A 21,095-nucleotide genomic window follows, 5' to 3' on the forward strand; every position below is an offset into this window, starting at 1 on the left:
ACGCGGAGTACTGGTACAGCAACCTGCGCGAGACCGTGCGGTTCGAGGAGACGGTGCGGCTGCTGCTGGCGCAGGGCTTCGACGCCTTCGTCGAGGCGAGCGCCCACCCGGTGCTTACCACGCCGGTGGAGGGCACGGTCGAGTCGGCCGAGGCCGAAGCGGTCGTCCTGGGCACGCTACGACGTGGTGAGGGCGGTCCGGACCGCTTCACCGCCGCGCTGGCCGAAGCGCACGTGAACGGCATCGCGGTCGACTGGGCCCCGCTGCTGCACGACGGAGACGGCGAGGGTGATCGCGACCGCGCTCGGGACACCGTGGCCGGCGAGCTGCCGACCTACGCCTTCCAGCGTCGCCGTTACTGGTTGCAGGCCCCTCCCGGGGTACGCGGGGACCTCGGCGCGGTGGGGCTGCGGGACACCGAGCACCCCTTGGTGGGGGCCTGCGTGTCGACCGTGGATGGTGGCGTGGTGCTGACCGGGCGGCTGTCGTTGTCCGCGCAGCCGTGGCTGACCGATCACACGGTCGCCGGGACGGTGCTGCTGCCTGGCGCGGCGTTCGTGGAACTGGCCGTACGGGCCGGGGAGGCGGCCGGGTGCGACCGGGTGGACGAACTGACGCTGCAGGCACCGCTGGCCGTCCCCGAGCAGGGGGCCGTGGTGGTCCAGGTCGTGGTGTCCGCGCCGGATGCGGCGGGCGGCCGGGCCGTGTCGGTGCACTCACGGACCGGCGATGAGGACCTCGGGGCGGACTGGACCTGCCACGCGATCGGTCGGCTCGTGGATCGGGACGAGTCGTCCACCGTTGTCGAGGTCTCCGATGCCGATGGCGTCTGGCCCCCGGTCGGGGCTCGGTCGATGGACCTGGACGGGTTCTACCCGGATCTGGCGGCGCGTGGCTACGAGTACGGTCCGGTGTTCCGCGGGCTCACCTCGGTCTGGCACCTCGGCGACGAGGTCTACGCCGAGGTGGCGCTGCCGGCCGAACATCGGGAGGAGGCCGCGCGCTTCGGGCTGCATCCGGCGCTGCTGGATGCCGCGTTGCACGCCATCGTGACGGCGGGCCACCCCGGTGCGGACGACGGCCGGCTGCGGTTGCCGTTCTCGTGGAGCGGGGTCGCCCTGTCCGCGACCGGCGCGTCCGCCGCGCGGGTACGGATCACCCGGCACGACGCGGACACCGTCGCGCTGGCCTTCGCGGACACCGACGGTCGCCCCTTCGCTCGGATCGCCGCGTTGACCCTGCGACCGATCGACGCGGAGCAACTGCGCGACGCGGTCGGCGCCAAGGAGCCGCTGTACGCCGTCGAGTGGGTACCGGCGGCCCCCGCAGAGCCGACCGACGCGCCGGCGGAGGTTGTCGTGCTCGGCCGCGATCCGTTCGGATCGGCCGGCACAAACCCGACGACGACCGGCTACCCGGACCTCGCCGCCCTGACGGCCGCGCTCGACGCGGGCAGCTCCGTTCCCGCGACCGTCCTGCTCTCGTGCGTCGGCGACCCGGCCGGGGCCTTCCCGGATGCCGAGGCCGCGCATGCGGTTGCGGTGGGGGTGTTGTCGGTGGTGCGGGGGTGGTTGGGTGACGGGCGTTTTGTGGGGTCGCGTCTGGTGGTGGTGACTCGGGGTGCGGTGGGGGCCGGGTCGGGGTCGGTGGTGTCGGATGTGGCGTCGTCGGTGGTGTGGGGTCTGGTGCGGTCGGCGGCGACGGAGCATCCGGACCGGTTCGCGCTGGTCGACGTCGATGGCGATGCGGCGGGCGGGGATTGGGTTTCCGGATTGTCCGGGGCCTTGGCGTGCGGCGAGCGCGAGGTCGCGGTTCGTGGGGGCACCGTGTTGGTGCCGCGTCTGGTTCGGCAGGTCGTCGAGGCGGGCGTAGCGGAATCGTCGTTCGGTGTCGGCACGGTGCTGATCACCGGCGGTACGGGCACGTTGGGCGCTTTGGTGGCGCGCCATCTGGTTGCGCGGCACGGCGTGCGCAGTCTGGTGTTGCTCGGCCGTCGGGGTGAACAGGCGCCGGGGGCCGCCGAGTTGAGGCAGGAGCTGACGGCGCTGGGTGCGTCGGTGTCGGTGCGGGCGTGTGATGCGGCCGACCGGGATGCGCTGGCCCGCGTGCTGGGGAATGTTCAGGGGCCGTTGACCGGTGTCGTGCATGCGGCGGGGTTGTTGGACGACGGCCTGGTGGAGGCGTTGACCGACGAGCGGTTGCACACCGTGTTGCGGTCCAAGGTGGACGGTGCGGTCAACCTGCACGAGTTGACCCGCGATCTCGACCTCTCCGCCTTCGTGCTCTTCTCCTCGGCGTCGGGCATCCTCGGCGGTCCCGGGCAGGCGAACTACGCGGCGGCGAACACGTATCTCGACGCCCTCGCGCACATCCGCCGGGCGGACGGGCTCCCCGCCACCTCGATGGCCTGGGGCTTCTGGGCGACGGCCAGCGGGATGACCGGGCACCTGGACGACGGCGACACGGCCCGCCTGGCTCGGACGGGAATCGTGCCGCTCACCGAGGAGCAGGGGCTCGCACTCTTCGACGCCGCCCTCGCTCCGACCACCCCGGCCCTGACCGTACCGATCCGTCTCGACGCCGCGGCGCTGCGCAGCGGAGCCGCCGCCGGGCGGTTGCCGTCGATGCTCGGCGGCCTGGTTCGGGCGGCCAAGCGCCGGATCGACCTGCCTGCGGCGGGAGACGACCGGGAGAGCAGCGCCCTCGCTCGGCGCATCGCGGCGCTGCCGCCCGCCGAACAGGAACGCGAGCTGGTCGAGTTGGTGCGCGGGGTCGCCGCCGGCGTGTTGGGTCACGAGTCGGGTGAGGTGGTGGGCGCCGGGCGGGCGTTCAAGGATCTCGGGTTCGATTCGATGTTGGCGGTGGATCTGCGGAACCGGTTGGGTGCGGCGACGGGTCTGCGGTTGCCGGCCACGTTGGTGTTCGACTATCCGACTCCGGCGGCGATCGCGGGTTATCTGCGGGCCGAGTTGGTGGGTGCCGTCGCGGTCGAGGCGGGGCCGGTCGCGGGGGTGGTGGTCGACGGGGATCCCGTGGTGATCGTCGGGATGGCGTGCCGCTATCCGGGCGGGGTGGCCTCGCCGGAGGACCTGTGGGACCTCGTCGCGGCCGGCCGGGACGCGATCGCCGGGTTCCCGGACGATCGTGGCTGGGACCTGGAGAACCTGTACGACCCGGACCCCACGGCCCCGGGGAAGAGCTACGCATGCGAGGGCGGATTCCTGTACGAAGCCGCCGAGTTCGACGCCGGCTTCTTCGGGATCTCGCCGCGTGAGGCGTTGGCGATGGACCCGCAGCAGCGGTTGTTGCTGGAGACCTCGTGGGAGGTGTTCGAGCGCGCGGGCATCGATCCGGCCACGTTGCGCGGCAGCCGGACCGGTGTGTTCGCCGGCGTCATGTACCACGACTACGCGGCCCGCCTCGCCGAGGTACCCGAGGAGGTGGAGGGCTACATCGGCACCGGCTCGTCGGCGAGTGTGGTGTCCGGTCGGGTCTCCTACACCTTCGGGTTCGAGGGCCCGGCGGTGACCGTGGACACGGCCTGCTCCTCGTCGCTGGTGGCCCTGCACCTGGCCGGCCAGGCGCTGCGCAGCGGCGAATGCTCGATGGCCCTGGTCGGCGGCGTCACCGTGATGACCAACCCGGGACTGTTCGTCGAGTTCAGTCGGCAGCGCGGAATGGCCCCGGACGGCCGGTGCAAGGCGTTCTCGGCGACCGCGGACGGCACGGGCTGGTCGGAGGGCGTCGGCGTGCTCCTGGTGGAGCGCCGCTCGGACGCCATCCGCAACGGCCACCGCATCCTGGCCGTCGTGCGCGGCAGCGCGGTCAACCAGGACGGTGCCAGCAACGGCCTCACCGCGCCCAACGGCCCGTCCCAACAGCGGGTCATCCAACAGGCGTTGGCCACCGCGGGCCTCGATCGACGGGACGTGGACGCGGTGGAGGCGCACGGCACCGGTACGACCCTGGGCGACCCGATCGAGGCGCAGGCGATCATCGCCACGTACGGCCGGGACCGCTCCGACGAACAGCCGTTGTATCTGGGGTCGTTGAAGTCGAATATCGGTCATGCGCAGGCCGCGGCGGGTGTCGCGGGTGTGATCAAGATGGTCATGGCGATGCGTGCGGGTGTACTGCCGCGGACGCTGCACGTGGACGAGCCGTCGCCGCATGTGGATTGGGCGGCGGGTGCGGTCGAGTTGTTGACCGAGGCCCGCGAGTGGCCGCAGACGGGCCGTCCCCGCCGGGCCGGCGTGTCGTCCTTCGGCGCCAGCGGCACCAACGCACACGTCGTACTGGAGCAGGGACCCGAACCGGTGCCGGCGAGCGAGGGCGGGGCGGACAGCGATCTCGGGCAACCGGTCGCGCCCGAGGGGGTGTTGCCCTGGCTGTTGTCCGCCCGTACGAAGGAAGCCCTCGCCGGTCAGGCGGGCCGACTGGCCGCGCTGGTCCGGGCCGACGGCGCGCTCGGCACGGCCGAGATCGGTCACGCCCTGGCGACCTCCCGCGCGGTGTTCGAAGAGCGCGCCGTCGTGGTCGGGCAGGATCGCGACGAACTGCTCGCCGGACTCGACGCGCTCGCCGAGGACTGGCCCGCGTCCGGCCTGGTGGTGGGTTCGGCTCGCCCCGACTGCCGGGTCGCGTTCCTGTTCACCGGCCAGGGCAGCCAGCGGGTCGGCATGGGTCGCGAACTGTACGACGCCTTCCCGGCCTTCGCCGAGGCGTTCGACGCGGTCGTGTTCGAACTCGACCGGCAACTGTCCGGGCACACGGCGCACTCGGTGCGCGATGTGGTCTTCGGCGCGGACGGCACGCAGGGCCTCCTGGACGAGACGGTCTTCACCCAGGCGGGCCTGTTCGCCCTGGAGGTGGCCGGCTACCGGCTCGCCGAGTCGTTCGGGGTGCGGCCCGACTACCTGCTGGGCCATTCGATCGGCGAACTGGCCGCCGCCCACGTCGCGGGCCTGTGGTCGTTGCCGGACGCCGCCGTCGTGGTCGCCGCGCGTGGCCGACTGATGCACGAACTGCCCCCGGGCGGCGCGATGGTCGCCGTCTCGGTCTCCGAGGAGGAAGCGCTGGACGGCCTGGCCGACGCGGCCGGGGACGACGAGCGCGAGGGCGGCGCGGTGACGGTGGCCGCGGTCAACGGCCCGACCTCGGTCGTGCTCTCCGGCGACGAGGGACCGGTGTTGCGGGCCGCCGCCCGATTCGCGGAGGCCGGGCACAAGACCCGGCGGCTCCAGGTGAGCCACGCGTTCCACTCGGCCCGGATGGAGCCGATGGCGGCGGAGTTCCGGAAGGTGCTGGCGACGGTCTCCTACGGAGAGATCGCCATCCCCCTGGTCTCCAATCTGTCCGGTGCGATCGCCCGGCCCGACGAGCTGCGCACCCCCGAGTACTGGGTGCGGCAGGTACGCGAGGCGGTGCGCTTCGCCGACGGAGTGGCGACGCTCGACGCCGAGGGCAGCACGGCCTTCCTCGAACTCGGCCCGGAAGGCGTGTTGACCGCGATGGTGCGCGACGTCCTGGACTCGGGCGCCGACCTCACCGCCGTGCCGATCCTGCGCCGCGAACGGCCCGAGGTGGAGACCACCATCGGTGCGCTGGGCGTGGTGCACGTGGCGGGGGTGCCGGTGCGCTGGTCGTCCCTGTTCACGGCGACGGCGACGGGCATCGACTCGGGCGCCGCGACCACCTCCGATGGCGCGACCACGACGGTGGAACTGCCGACGTACGCCTTCCAGCGTCGGCGCTACTGGCTCGACAGTGCCTCGGCCCCGAACGCGGACGCCGCGGATCTCGGCTTGGCCTCCGGCCGCCATCCGCTGGTCGGGGCGGCGGTCCGACTCGCCGGAACCGATCACGTCGTGCTCACCGGGCGGTTGTCGCTGCGCACCCACCCCTGGCTCGCCGATCACGCGGTCGCCGGGACCGTGCTCCTGCCCGGCTCGGCGCTCGCCGAACTGGCCGTGCACGCCGCCGACCTCGTCGGCTGCTCCCGGGTCGCCGAGCTGACCCTGGAGGCGCCGCTGGTGTTGCCCGAACGGGCGGGCGTGCAGATCCAGGTCGCGATCGGGGACGACCGGGGCGACGGCCGGCGCAGCGTCGAGTTGTACTCCCGACCGGAGGACGTCGCGGACGCCGATCCCGACAGTGGGGCCGACTGGACCCGACACGCCACCGGCACGCTGGCCGCGGCGACGGACCCGGACCGCGACTCGCTCGCGCTCGACTTCGACCTGGTCGCGTGGCCGCCGGCCGGCGCCCGGCCCGTGGACCTGGACGGGTTCTACCCGCACCTGGCCGAGGGCGGATACGGCTACGGGCCCGCGTTCCGCGGGCTGCGGGCCGCCTGGCGGCTCGGTGACGAGGTGTACGCCGAGGTGACACTCCCGGACGAACTCGTCGAGTCCGCAGGTCGTTTCGGGCTGCACCCGGCACTGCTCGATGCGGCCCTGCACGCCGCGAAACTCACCGAAGCGGGTGTCGAGGACGGGCTCGTCCGGCTGCCGTTCGCCTGGAACGACGTGGTGCTCCTGGCCGCCGGTGCCTCGACGCTGCGCCTGCGGTTGTCCGTCACCGGCCCCGAGCGCCTCGCGATCCGGGCCGCCGACGGCACGGGCCGACCGGTGTTCGTGGTGGGGGAGTTGGCGCTGCGCGGTATCTCGCCGGAGCAACTCGGCGACGCGATGCGCGACGACACGGCGGGCGCCCTGTACCGGATGGGCTGGATGCCGGTCGACGTGAACGGCGGGCCCGCCGGTTCCCCGGACGCGGGCGAGCCGACCGTGCTCGACTGCACGGCTGCCGCGACCGAGGGCGGCGACGCGCTCGCGGACACGGTGTCGGCGACGACCGCCGCCGTGCTGGCCCGAGTTCAGGAGTACCTCGCGGACACGGACGCTCCGGAGCCGCTGGTCGTGCTGACCCACGGCGCGGTGGCCGCGACGACCGGCGACGCGGTCCCGGATCTCGCCCATGCTCCCGTGTGGGGCCTGCTCCGCTCGGCCCAGAGCGAGCACTTCGGCAGGTTGGTACTGGTGGACACGGACGACAGTCCGGAGTCCACCCTGCTGCTTCGGGCCGCGCTGCACAGCGGCGAACCGCAGTTGGCGCTGCGCGCCGGACAGGCACTGGCGCCGCGACTGGCCCGGACCGGTACGGACGGCCGCGACGGCGCCGCCCTGGTGCCGCCGGGCGGCGACTGGGCCCTGGGGAGCACGGGCACGGGCACCCTGGAGGGCCTGGCCCTCCTCGCGAACGGCGACACGGCCCAACGGCCGCTCGGCGAACACGACATCCGGATCGCGATCCGGGCGGCGGGCCTGAACTTCCGGGACGTGCTGATCGCCCTGGGCGTGTACCCGGGTGCCGCGTCCATGGGTGGCGAAGGCGCCGGGGTGATCACCGAAGTGGGCGCGGCGGTTGCCGAACTCGCGGTCGGTGACCATGTGTTCGGGCTCTTCCCGGATGCGTTCGGGCCACACGCCGTGGCCGACCACCGGATGGTGACGAAGCTGCCGCCGGGGTGGTCGTTCGAGCAGGCGGCGTCGGTGCCGGTGGTGTTCCTGACGGCGTATTACGGGCTGGTGGAGTTGGCCGGGTTGCGGCCCGGTGAGTCGGTGTTGGTGCATGCGGGTGCGGGTGGTGTGGGGATGGCGGCGGTGCAGATCGCGCGTCATCTGGGTGCCGAGGTGTTCGCGACGGCGAGTGAGGGCAAGTGGGACGCGTTGCGGGCCTTGGGCCTGGACGATGCGCATATCGCCTCGTCGCGGACTCTGGGCTTCGAGGAGCGGTTCCGTGCGGCGACCGGTGGTCGTGGTGTGGATGTGGTGTTGAACTCGCTTGCGGGCGAGTTCGTGGACGCGTCGTTGCGGTTGTTGGCCGACGGCGGCCGGTTGTTGGAGATGGGCAAGACCGATCTACGCGACCCCGATGTGGTGCGCACCGACCACCCGGGCATCGGATACCGCCCGTACGACCTGATGACGGTTGCCCCGGAGCACATTCGAGTGCTCTTCGACGCGCTGATGCCGCTGTTCGGGTCGGGTGTGTTGGTGCCGGTCCCGGTGCGGTCGTTCGATGTGCGGCGGGCGCCGGAGGCGTTCCGGTTCATGTCGCAGGCGCGGCACACGGGCAAGTTGGTGTTGCGGATGCCGGTGCCGCTCGACCCGTTCGGCACGGTGTTGATCACCGGTGGGACGGGCACGTTGGGTGGTCTGGTGGCTCGCCATCTGGTGGTCGAACACGGGGTGCGGAGTCTGGTGTTGGCCAGTCGTCGGGGTTCGGACGCCCCGGGGGTGGGCGCGCTGGTCGCGGAGTTGACGTCGTCGGGTGCCGAGGTGGTGGTCGAGGCGTGTGACGCGGCGGATCGGCAGGCCCTGGCCGGTGTGTTGGCGCGGATTCCCGCGGGTGCGCCGCTGACCGGTGTCGTGCACGCGACCGGGGTCCTGGACGACGGCCTGATCGAGTCGATGACCCCCGAGCAACTGGAACGTGTACTGCGGTCCAAGGTCGACGGTGCGATCAACCTGCACGAACTGACCGCCGGCCACGACCTCTCCGCCTTCGTACTCTTCTCCTCCATCGCCGGACTCCTGGGCGGTCCCGGGCAGGCCAACTACGCGGCTGCGAACACCTTCCTGGACGCGTTCGCCGCCCGCAGGCAGGCGGCGGGTCTGCCCGGCAGCTCCGTGGCCTGGGGACTGTGGGCCGAGACCAGTGCCATGACCGGGCAACTCGGTCGGCAGGACCTGGCCCGGATGCGCCGCTCCGGCATCGCCGCGATGACGGCCGAACAGGGCCTCGCCCTGCTGGACACGGCGCTGAACCTCGCCGAGGCGAACCCCGCCGCGGTGCGCTTCGACCTCGGCGCACTGCGCCGGGCGGCCGAGTCGGGGGACCTGCCCGCACCCCTGCACGGCCTGGTACGCGCGCCGTTGCGTCGGGCCGCCGCGTCCGCCGCGTCCGGGGAGGGCACGCTCGCCCGGCAGTTGGCGGGGCAGTCCGAGACGGAGCAGGAGCGCATCCTGGTCGACCTCGTCCGCCGACACTGCGCCGCGGTGCTCGGGCACGCCTCGATGGACGCGGTCTCGTCCGAACGCGGCTTCATGGAGTCCGGCTTCGACTCCCTGACCGCGGTCGAGCTGCGCAATCGACTCGGGGCCGACACCGGACTGCGGTTGCCCGCCACGGTGATCTTCGACTGCCCGACCCCGCTGGCACTTGCCCGATACCTGCTGGAGGGGCTGGAGCCGGTGCGCGAGGCGGCCGCGGCACCGCTGCTCGGCGAGATCGACCGGCTCGAAGCGGCGCTCACCGGCTCGTTGCCCGCGGCGGGCGACGACCGGGCCGCCGTCCTGCGCCGGCTGCAGGCGCTGCTGTGGCGGTTCGAGGAGACCCCGGACGAGGCGGCGGCCGGCGCCGACGGCGACGACCGGCCGGGTGGCTTCGACGCCGTGACCGACGACGAGATGTTCAGCCTGCTCGACAAGGAGTTGGGGCTCGACTGACCCCATGGCCGGCCGCACCCGTCGGCCGGCGACCGATCCGGACCCCTCTGCCTTCTGGAAAGCGTGGACGATGAACGCCAGCGACACCGAGCAGAAACTCCGCGCCTACCTCAAGCGCGTGGCCGAGGAACTCCAGCAGACCCGGCGGCGCCTGAGCGCCGTCGAGGCGCGCGGCCGGGAACCGATCGCCATCGTGGCCATGTCCTGCCGCTTTCCCGGTGGGGTGCGCTCGCCCGAGGACCTGTGGCGGTTGGTGGCGGCCGGTGCCGACGTCATCTCGGACTTTCCCACCGATCGGGGCTGGGACGTCGAGGGGCTCTACGACCCGGACCCGAACGCGACCGGCAGGAGCTATGTGCGCCAGGCCGGTTTCGTGCACGACGCGGCCGACTTCGACGCCGAGTTCTTCGGCATCTCGCCGCGCGAGGCACTGGCGATGGATCCGCAGCAGCGGTTGCTGTTGGAGACCTCGTGGGAGGCGTTCGAGCGGGCCGGGATCGACCCGGCCGCGTTGCGGAGCAGCCGGACCGGGGTCTTCGTCGGGGCCGGCGCGACCCGCTACATCGAGAATCTGAGCGATCTGCCGCAGGCCGTCGAGGGCTACTCGATGACCGGGAACGTCGCCAGTGTGCTGTCCGGGCGGCTGTCCTACACCTACGGGTTCGAGGGCCCGGCGGTCACCGTGGACACCGCGTGCTCGTCGTCGCTCGTCGCACTGCACCTGGCCGCACAGGCCCTGCGGCAGGACGAGTGCTCGTTCGCGCTGGCCGGCGGGGTCACCGTGATGTCGGACCCGGCGCTGTTCGTCGAGTTCAGCCGCCAGCGCGGCCTGGCGCCCGACGGCCGCTGCAAGGCGTTCGCCGCCGCCGCCGACGGCACGGGCTGGTCCGAGGGTGTGGGCATCGTCCTGCTCGAACGGTTGGCCGACGCGCGACGCAACGGCCACCAGGTGCTCGCCGTGTTGCGCGGCAGCGCGGTCAACCAGGACGGGACCAGCAGCGGACTGACCGCCCCGAGCGGCCCGTCGCAGCAGCGGGTGATCCGGCAGGCGCTGGAGAACGCCCGGCTGACGGCGGACCAGGTCGACGCGGTCGAGGCGCACGGTACCGGTACCTCGCTCGGCGACCCGATCGAGGCGCAGGCGCTCCTGGCCACCTACGGTCGGGACCGCGACCCGGAGCAGCCGCTGTGGCTCGGTGCGCTCAAGTCCAACCTGGGCCACTCGGCCGCCGCTTCGGGGGTGGCGGGGGTGATCAAGATGGTCATGGCGATGCGGCACGGCATCCTGCCCAGGACCCTGCACGTGGACGCGCCGACGCCGCACGTGGACTGGTCGGCCGGTGCGGTGGAACTGCTCACCGAGGCACGCCCCTGGCCGGAGACCGGCCGTCCGCGCCGCGCCGCGGTGTCCTCCTTCGGTATCAGCGGTACGAACGCACACGTCGTCATCGAGCAGCCCGCAACGATCGTGGGGGAGCCCCGTGGCGAAGGCGAGGGCGACGGCGAGTTCGCGCACCAGGCCGCGGCGGCGACATCCGAGGCCACCCCGGGGCACGGCCTCATCCCCTGGCTGCTCTCCGCCCGTTCCGAACCCGGGCTGCGCGCCCAGGCCCGCCGGCTGCTGGACCACATCGCGGCGCACCCCGATCTCACCCCGCTCGATCTGGCCTACTCGCTCGCCGCGACCCGCTCGGCGCTGGACGTCCGCGGCGCCGTCCTGGGCGGCGACCGCGCGGAACTCCTGGCCGGACTGGGCGCCTTGGCCGAGGGCGCCGGTGATCCCGGTGTCCGGCGGGGCAGTGTGCGTCCCGACGGCCGCCTGGCGTTGTTGTTCGGCGGGCAGGGCAGTCAGCGGGTCGGGATGGGGGCGGAACTCCACGCGGAGTACCCGGTCTTCGCCGAGGCGTTCGACGCCGCCGTGGCCGGGCTGGACCGGGAACTGAGCGGTCATGTCGCGCATTCGGTGCGGGATGTGGTGTTCGGGGTGGCGGGTACCGAGGGTTTGTTGGACGAGACGGTGTTCACCCAGGCGGGTTTGTTCGCGGTGGAGGTGGCGCTGTTCCGGTTGGTCGAATCGTTCGGTGTGCGGCCGGGGTTCCTGCTCGGGCACTCGATCGGCGAACTGGCCGCCGCGCATGTGGCGGGGGTGTGGTCGGCGGAGGACGCGGCCGTGGTGGTGGCCGCCCGGGGCCGGTTGATGCAGGCGCTCCCGAAGGGCGGGGCGATGGTCGCGGTCCAGGCCGCCGAGGCCGAGGTCCGGATCGTGCTCAAGAACCACGACCGCGCCGACATCGCGGCGATCAACGGACCCACGTCGGTGGTGGTCTCGGGTGACGAGGACGCGGTGGCGGCGGTCGCCGCGCACTTCGCCGAGCAGGGTCGCCGGACCAAGCGGCTGACCGTCAGCCATGCCTTCCATTCGGCCCGGATGGAGCCGATGGCGGCCGAGTTCCGGACGGTACTTCAGGGCGTCTCGTACGCGGCACCGCGGATTCCGCTGGTCTGCGACCTCACCGGCAGGATCGCCGATGCCGCCGAGTTGACCGACCCCGAGTACTGGGTGCGCCAGGTGCGCGAGCCGGTCCGCTTCGCCGACGGGATCACCTCGCTGATCGCCGAGGGGGTCACGGCGTTCGCGGAGATCGGCCCGGACGCGGTGGCCGGCGCGATGGCGCGGGAGAACACCGACCCGCAGGCGGAGGCCACCGTCGTGCCGTTCCTGCGCCGGGACCGCCCCGAGTCGCGGACCACGATCGGTGCGCTGGCCACGCTGCACACCGCCGGCATCCCCGTCGACTGGTCCGGCATGCTCGCCGCGCACGGCGGCCGGCGGGTGGAACTGCCGACCTTCGCCTTCCAGCGGCGGCACTACTGGCTGGCGACCGAACATCCGCCCGTGCGCACCGGGGGCGCCCGCCCGGCCGCCGCCGACGTCGACGCCGGGGCGCATCTGCGGTACACGGTGCGTTGGCAACCGCTCGCCGAACCGCCCGGTGCCCGAGCGATCGGCACCTGGCTGCTGATCTCGTCCCGCGCGGACGACCCGGCGCCGGCCGTGGCCGGTGGGCAGGCGTTGGCCGACCGGGGCGCGCACGTCGAACACCTGATCGTCGAGGCCGACGGGTGGAATCGGGCGGCGCTGGCGGCGAGGCTGGGCGAGTACGCCGATCTCACCGGTGTCGTCTTGCTCCCGAGCCGGGAATCGGCGGACGATGCCGGTACTTCCGAGCCGGGCTTCGGCGTGTCCGGCACCCTCGCCCTCGTTCAGGCGCTGTGCGACCTCGGCCTGGACGGTCGGGTGCGGATGTGGTGCCTCACCCGGGGCGCGGTGAGCACCGGCCCGTCGGATCCGCCGCGGCACGTCGACCAGGCCGGGATCTGGGGCCTGGGCCGCACCGTCGCCTTGGAGCATCCCACGCTGTGGGGCGGCCTGCTCGACCTGCCGGACACTCTCGACGAGCCGGCCTGGGCCCGGACCGCGGCGATGATCGCCGACGGCAGCGAGGACCAGGTCGCGGTGCGCGCCGCCGGGGTGCGGGTACGGCGGTTGGCCGCGGCGCGGGCGGTCGGCGACCACGCCGAGTGGCGACCCGCCGGTCGGATCCTGATCACCGGCGGCACCAGCGGGCTCGGCGCCCTGGTGGCCCGGTGGGCCGCCGAACGCGGCGCGGACGAGCTGGTGTTGGTCGGCCGGCGAGGCCCGGACACCCCCGGTGTGTCCGACCTCACCGCCGAACTCGCCACGCTGGGCGCGCGGACGACCGTGGTGTCCTGCGACCTCGCCGACCGGGCCGCCGTGGCCCGGCTCGTCGCCGATCTGGACGCCGACGGCGAGCCGATCCGGGCCGTCGTGCACACCGCGGGGCTCGCCCAGGACCGTGCCGTCCTGGACACCGACCCGGGCACCTGTGCGGACATCCTCGCGGGCAAGGCAGTCGGCGCCGCCAACCTCGATGCGGTGCTGGGTGCACGGGAGTTGGACGCGTTCGTGCTGTTCTCCTCCGTCGCCGGCACCTGGGGCGGCGGCGTGCAGGGCGTGTACGCCGCGGCGAACGCGACCCTGGACGCGCTGGCCGAGCAGCGCCGCAGCCGGGGACTGGCCGCGACCTCGATCGCCTGGGGGCCCTGGGCCGGACACGGCATGGTCGGCGGGGAGCACGACGCGGAACGGCTGGCCCGACGCGGCCTGCACGTGCTCGACCCGGACGCCGGCCTGGCCGCGCTCGCCCGCGCCGCCGGGAGCCGCGCGGCGACGGTGACGGTCGCGGACGTGGACTGGCAGCGGTTCACGGCCGCCTTCACCGCGATGCGACCCAGCCCGCTCCTGAGCGAACTCGGCGCCGGCGTCGAGCAGTCGGCGCGGGACGGCGGGCCCGGGAGCGCGGCGGACTCCGAACTCGGCCGCCGGCTCGCCGCGGCCCTGCCCGCCGACCGGCCCGCGCTCGCGCTCGACGCGGTGCGCACCCAGGTCGCGCAGGTGCTCGGGCATGCCTCCGCGCAGGCCGTCGACAGCGACCGCGCCTTCCGCGACCTGGGCTTCGACTCGCTCACCGCGGTCGAACTGCGCGACCGACTCGGCGCGTTGATCGGCTTCCCGCTGGCCGTCACCGCCGTCTTCGACCACCCGACATCGGCGGCCCTGGCCGCGCACCTGTGCGACGAACTGGCGGGGGAGGACCGGCCCGTCGAGATGGCGCCGACCGCCGGCCGGGCCGCGTCGGACGAGCCGATCGCGATCGTGGGCATGGCCTGCCGCTTCCCCGGCGGCATCGACTCGCCCGAGGACCTGTGGCGGCTGCTGGCCGACGGCGGCGACGCGATCGGGCCCTTCCCGGACGACCGGGGCTGGGACCTCGACCGCCTCTACCACCCGGACCCCGACCATCCCGGTACCTCGTACACCCGGCACGGCGGCTTTCTGCCCGGCGCGGCCGAGTTCGACCCCGGCTTCTTCGGGATCTCCCCGCGCGAGGCGCTGGCGATGGACCCGCAGCAGCGACTGTTGCTGGAGACCGTCTGGGAGGCGTTCGAACGGGCCGGACTGGACCCGGCCGCGTTCCGGGGCAGCCCCACCGGCGTGTTCGTCGGCGGCTCGCCCTCGGGCTACGGAAGCGGCGCACGCGGCCCGGACGGCGCGGAGGGCTACGCGCTCACCGGCAGCGCGGGCAGCGTGCTGTCCGGCCGGCCGGCCTACACCTTCGGGCTGGAGGGCCCGGCGGTGACCGTGGACACCGCGTGCTCGTCCTCGCTGGTGGCATTGCACCTCGCGGTTCAGGCGCTCCGGCGCGGCGAATGCGAGACCGCGCTCGCCGGCGGCGTCGCGGTGATGGCGATCCCGGCGGGCTTCGTCGAGTTCAGCCGCCAGCGCGGACTGGCCGGGGACGGCCGCTGCAAGGCGTTCGCCGCCGGGGCGGACGGCACCGGCTGGTCCGAGGGCGCCGGCGTACTGCTGCTCGAACGGCTCTCCGACGCCCGGCGCAACGGACACCGGGTGTGGGCGCTGGTGCGCGGCAGCGCGATCAACCAGGACGGCGCCAGCAACGGGCTCAGCTCGCCGAACGGCCCCTCGCAGCAGCGGGTCATCCGACTCGCCCTGGCCGACGCCGGTCTGACGCCCGATCAGGTGGACGCGGTGGAGGCGCACGGTACCGGCACCACGTTGGGCGACCCGATCGAGGCCCAGGCACTGATCGCCACCTACGGCCGCGACCGGCCCGCGGGTCGGCCGCTGTGGCTCGGTTCGGTGAAGTCCAACCTCGGCCACGCGGCGGCGGCGGCCGGCATGGCGGGCATGATGAAGACGGTCATGGCGCTGCGGCACGGAGTGCTGCCCAAGACGCTGCACGTCGACGCGCCCTCACCGCACATCGACTGGTCGGGCGGCGCGGTCGAACTGCTGACGGAGCAGACACCCTGGCCGGACACCGGCCGACCACGCCGGGCCGGCGTCTCCTCGTTCGGGATCAGCGGCACCAACGCGCACGTGATCGTGGAACAGGCGCCCACGGAGCCGACGGACGCCGAGCCGACACAGCCCGAGCAGGTCCACCCCGAGCAGGTCCACCCCGAGCGGGTGCCCCCGGGCACCGGCGCGGACGAGCCCCCGGGCGCCCCGCTGCCGTTCCTGTTGTCCGCCGGCACCGAACGCGACCTGCGCACCGTCGCCGATCGGCTCCGCGCCCACCTCGCGCGGCACCCCGAACTCGACCCGGCCGACCTCTCCTTCTCGCTGGCCACGACGCGGACCCGGCTCGCCCACCGCGCGGTCGCCGTGGCTCGGGACCGCGACGGCCTGCGGCACGCGCTGGACGGACTCGCCGGTGGCGAGGCCCGCCCGGGTGTCGCCGAGGGCAGCGGCCCCACCCGCGACCGCATCGTCTTCGTCTTCCCCGGCCAGGGCTCGCAATGGGCCGGCATGGCCGCCGAACTGCTGGACCAGGCACCCCTGTTCGCCGAACACATCGAGCGGTGCGAGGCGGCGCTGGAGCGCTGGGTCGACTGGTCGTTGACCGAGGTACTGCGCGACCCCGCAGGCACCGCGCTGGAACGAGTGGACGTGGTGCAGCCCGCGCTGTGGGCCGTGATGGTCTCGCTCGCCGAACTCTGGCGTGCCCACGGCGTGCGGCCCGCGGCCGTGGTCGGCCACTCGCAGGGCGAGATCGCGGCGGCCTGCGTCGCCGGCGCCTTGACCCTCGACGACGGCGCCAGGATCGTCGCACTGCGCAGCAAGGCGCTCCTCGCCCTGTCCGACCGCGGTCTGATGGCGTCCGTCGCCATGTCGGAGGCCGAGGCGACCGCGCGGATCGGCGCGCTCGACGGCCGGTTGTCCCTCGCGGCGGTCAACGGCCCCGGTCAGGTCGTCGTCTCCGGCGAACCCGACGCGGTACGGGCCCTGGCCGCGGCGGCCGAACGCGGGCGCGTCCTCCCGGTGAGCTACGCCTCCCACTCGGCCCACGTCGAGGAGATCCGCGATCGGCTCCGCACCGACCTGGCCGACATCGCGCCGGTCACCGGCCGAGTGCCGTTCCACTCCACGGTGACCGGCGCCCCGGTGGACACCGCCGAGTTGAACGCCGAGTACTGGTACGGCAACCTGCGGCACACCGTGCGCTTCGAGGAGACCGTGCGCGGCCTGCTGGAGCAGGGCTACGACGCGTTCGTCGAGGTGGGCCCGCATCCCACCCTGGTCACCCCGATCGAGGAGACGGCGGCGGCCCTGGGGCTCGCCCCTGCGGTGATCGGCAGCCTGCGCCGCGACCGGGGCGATCTCGCCCGATTCCTGCTCTCGGTCGGCGAGGCCGCCGTCCTGGGCGTGGTACCCGACTGGCCCACCTTCTTCGCGGGCCGCCCCGGCGTGGTCGACCTGCCGACCTACCCGTTCCACCGGCGGCGCTACTGGCTCGACGCGGCCCGCGATCCGGCCGGGGTGTCCGGCGCGCCGGCCGCCGACCCGACCGAGTCCCGGTTCTGGGAACTGGTCGAGACCCAGGACCCGCAGGCCCTGGCCGACCTGCTCGACGCACCCGCCGGGCAGCCGTGGCCCGCGGTACTGCCCGCCCTGCGCGCGTGGCGGCGACGCGCCCGCGAGCAGCGCACGGCGGACGGTTGGCGCTACCGCGACACCTGGCAACCCGCCCCCGACCTGCCCGCCGATCCGGCCGCCCCCAACGTGTGGCTGGCCGTCGTACCGGCGGACCAGGCACCGAACGGGCAACACGACGCACTGATCGCGGCGTTGGCCGAACGCGGCCTGAGCATCACCACCCTCACCGTCGACTCCGCCCACACGACCCGGGCCGAACTGGCCCGCAACCTCGAAGAGGCGCTGCCCGAGGGCGCCGGGCCGATCGGCCTCCTGTCCTTCCTCGGCCTCGGCGCCCACCCGCCGGCCACCGCGAACCCGGACGGCCTCACCGGCACGCTGCTCCTGGTCCAGGCCGCCGCCGACCTCGCCGCCGACACCCGGCTGTGGTGCCTCACCCGCGGTGCGGTCGCCGTCGACGGCGACGCCGCGCCCCCGGACCCGGACCAGGCCCGGATCTGGGGCCTGGGCCGGGTCGCGGCACTGGAACTGCCGGACCGCTGGGGCGGTTTGATCGATCTGCCGGACCGGCTCGCCGGCCCCGAAGCGGACCGGCTGCGTCGGGCCCTCGGCAACGCGGCGCACGAGGACCAACTCGCCATCCGGTCGGGCGGGATCCGGGTGCGTCGGATGGTGCGGGCACCGCTGCGTACGGCCGAACCCGTCCGGGACTGGCGGCCGTCCGGCACCGTGCTGATCACCGGCGACACCGGCCCGATGCAGATCCGGATCGCCCGAGGGCTGGTCGAACGCGGAGCCGAACACCTGGTCCTGGTCGGCCGGATCGCGCCCGACGCCGCCGCCCGCCTCGAAGCCGACCTCGCGGGCACCCGGTTCACCTTCGTCGACTGCGACCTGGCCGACCGGCAGGAGGCAGCCGCCCTGCCGGCCCGATTCGCCGCCGCCGGGCTGCGGATCACCGACCTGATCCACACGGCCGGCGACCCGGGCCTGGCCCCGCTGCTCGACACCGATGCCGATGCCGTGGCCGAGGTCCTGGCCGGCAAAGTCGACAGCGCCCGCCTCCTGGACGAGTTGTCGGACACGGACGAGTTGCGGACCGTCGTGTACTTCTCGTCCGTCGCCGGCTTCTGGGGCAGCGGCGAGCACGGCGCCTACGCGGCGGCCGACGCCCACCTCGACGCCCTTGCCCGCCGGCACCGCGCCGACGGCCGACACGCCCTGTCCGTGGCCTGGTCGGTCTGGGACCCGACGGCCGACGCGGACTTGGCCGACACCCCCGAAGCGGCCCGCGCCATCCGCCGGATCGGTCTGGGCGGCCTGCGCCTGCTCGACCCCGACCTCGCGTGGGCGGCACTGCTTCGGGCACTCGACCACGACGACACCTGCGTGACCGTCGCCGACGTCGACTGGCCGGTCTTCACCGGTGCCTTCACCGCCCGGCGACCCGGTCCGCTGCTCGACACCCTCCCCGAGGCCCGCGCCGCGCTCGCCACGCTCCACGAGGAGGCGCGCGCCGCCGCCGACACGGCCGACGAGCTGCGCCGCGAACTGGCCGAGTCGTCCGCCCCGGAACGCGAGCGTCGGCTCCTGGACCTGGTCCGCGCCCACACGGCCGCGGCCCTGGGCCACGACGGCGTCGAGGAAATCCGGCCCGAACGGGCCTTCAGCGAACTCGGCTTCGAGTCCATCACCGCCGTCGACCTGCGCAACCGACTGAACCGCCTCACCGGCCTCGACCTGCCGGCCACGCTGCTGTTCGACCACCCGACCCCGCTCGCCCTGGTGGACGTACTGATCGGCGAACTCCTGGAGGACGGGCTGGTCGGCGCCGCCTTCGTACACGCCGAACTCGACCGGCTGGCCTCCAAACTGGCCGCGGCCACGGTCGGCGACACCGACCGTGCCGGCATCGCCAAACGCCTTCGCACCCTGCTCGCCGGCTGGACCGGGACGAACGGCTCGACCGACGCGCCCGGTTCGAACAACGGCACCGAGGCGTCCGCCGCGCGCAGCGTCGCCGAGGAACTCGAAGCGGCCTCGGACGACGAGATGTTGGCCTTCATCAACACCCGGCTCCGACGCGGCACCCCGACCGGATGAACGCCACGACCCCAGGCCGGGCGCACGCCATGACCCCCGGTCGGCCGCCCGCCACGACCCGATTCGGCCCCACGAACACCGCGACCCCAGCACCGGAGGACTGCCGTGGCCAATGAAGAGACCCTTCGCGAGTATCTGAAGTGGGCCACGGCCGAACTGCACGACGCCCAGCAGCGGATCGAGGCGTTCGAGGCGGCGGCGGTGTCCACCGAACCGGTGGCGATCGTCGGCATGGCCTGCCGTTTTCCCGGCGGTGTCGCCTCCCCGCAGGATCTGTGGAATCTGGTCGACCGCGGCGAGGACGCGATCGGCCCGCTGCCCCGGGACCGCGGCTGGGACCTGGACCGGCTCTACCACCCCGACCCGGACCACCCCGGGACCACGTATGCCGCCTCCGGTGGCTTCATCCGGGACGTGGCGGGTTTCGACGCCGACTTCTTCGGCATCTCCCCGCGCGAGGCCGTCGCGATGGACCCGCAGCAACGACTGTTGCTGGAGACCTCGTGGGAGGCGTTCGAGCACGCCGGGATGGTGCCGGCCGCGCTGCGCGGCAGCCGGGCCGGCGTATTCATCGGCACCAACAACCTGGACTACGGCTGGACGGCCGGTCGGGTGCCCGACGAGTACGCGGGACACCTGACCACCGGCACCGCCGCGGCCGTGATCTCCGGCCGCCTGTCCTACCTGTACGGGCTCGAAGGCCCCGCGGTGACCGTGGACACCGCCTGCTCGTCCTCGCTGGTGGCGCTGCACCTGGCCGTACAGGCGCTGCGCACCGACGAGTGCTCGCTGGCCCTGGTCGGCGGAGTCACGGTGTTGTCGTCCCCCGGCCAGTTCCTCGGCTTCAGCGCCCAGCACGGATTGGCCGAGGACGGCCGCTGCAAGGCGTTCGCGGACTCGGCCGACGGCATGGGCCTCGCCGACGGCGTCGGCGTGCTCGTGGTCGAGCGACTGGCCGATGCCCGGCGGGCCGGCCACAAGGTGCTCGCGGTGGTCCGCGGCAGCGCGGTCAACCAGGACGGCGCCAGCAACGGCCTGACCGCGCCCAACGGTCCCTCGCAACAGCGGGTCATTCGGCTCGCGTTGGCCAACGCCGGTCTGTCGGCCGCCGATGTCGACGCGGTCGAGGCGCACGGGACCGGGACCCGGCTCGGCGACCCGATCGAGGCGCAGGCGCTGCTTGCCACCTACGGCCGAGGTCGCGCCGCCGACCACCCGCTGTGGCTGGGCTCGGTGAAGTCGAACATCGGGCACACCGGCGCGGCGGCCGGCGTCGCGGGACTGATCAAGACCGTCCTGGCCATCCGGGCCGGCACCCTGCCGAAGACCCTGCACGCCGAAGAGCGCTCGACCCGGATCGACTGGTCGGCGGGCGCGGTGGAGTTGTTGACCCGGGCGCGGGAGTGGCCCGTGGTCGACCGACCGCGCCGGGCGGCGGTCTCCTCGTTCGGGATCAGCGGTACGAACGCGCACGTGATCATCGAGCAGGCCCCGGACGCGGCGGTGCCGGAGGCCCCGGCGGGCCCGGCGGGGGAGGGGACACCCGAGACGTCACCGCGAGTCGCGCTGCCGTTCGTGATCTCGGCCAAGTCGGCGGACGCGCTGCGGGCACAGGCGGCTCGGCTGGCCGAATTCGTCACGGCACACGAGGAGTCGGATCCGGCCGCCGTGGCGTCGGCGCTGGTCGCGTCACGTGCGGCGTTGGATCACCGGGGGGTGGTACTGGCCTCGGGTCGTGCGGAGTTGTCGTCCGGGTTGGCGATGTTGGCCGCCGGGGAGTCCGGGTCGGGTGTGGTTTCGGGCGCGGTGCGGTCTTCGGGTCGGACGGTCTTCGTCTTTCCTGGTCAGGGTTCGCAGTGGTTGGGGATGGCTGCGGAACTGGTGGATTCGTCGCCGGTGTTCGCGGGGCGGATTGCCGAGTGTGAGGCGGCTCTTGC

General features: G+C 73.7%; 3 protein-coding genes. All 3 read left to right on the forward strand.

The window, feature by feature from the left end:
* Positions 1-9,512, forward strand: a 9,512-nt coding sequence (locus tag ACFXMF_RS37150) for an SDR family NAD(P)-dependent oxidoreductase (protein ID WP_380017869.1), incomplete at its 5' end; no start/stop codon positions are given.
* Positions 9,513-9,582: 70 nt separating this feature from the next.
* A complete protein-coding gene (locus ACFXMF_RS37155; protein WP_380017870.1) occupies positions 9,583-19,158 on the forward strand; it encodes a type I polyketide synthase in 9,576 nt (3,191 codons plus the stop codon).
* A gap of 105 nt (positions 19,159-19,263) precedes the next feature.
* A partial coding sequence (locus ACFXMF_RS37160) for a type I polyketide synthase (protein WP_380021004.1) occupies positions 19,264-21,095 on the forward strand: 1,832 nt, incomplete at its 3' end.

The sequence above is a fragment of the Embleya sp. NPDC059213 genome, from assembly GCF_042754445.1.
Classification (GTDB): Bacteria; Actinomycetota; Actinomycetes; order Streptomycetales; family Streptomycetaceae; genus Embleya.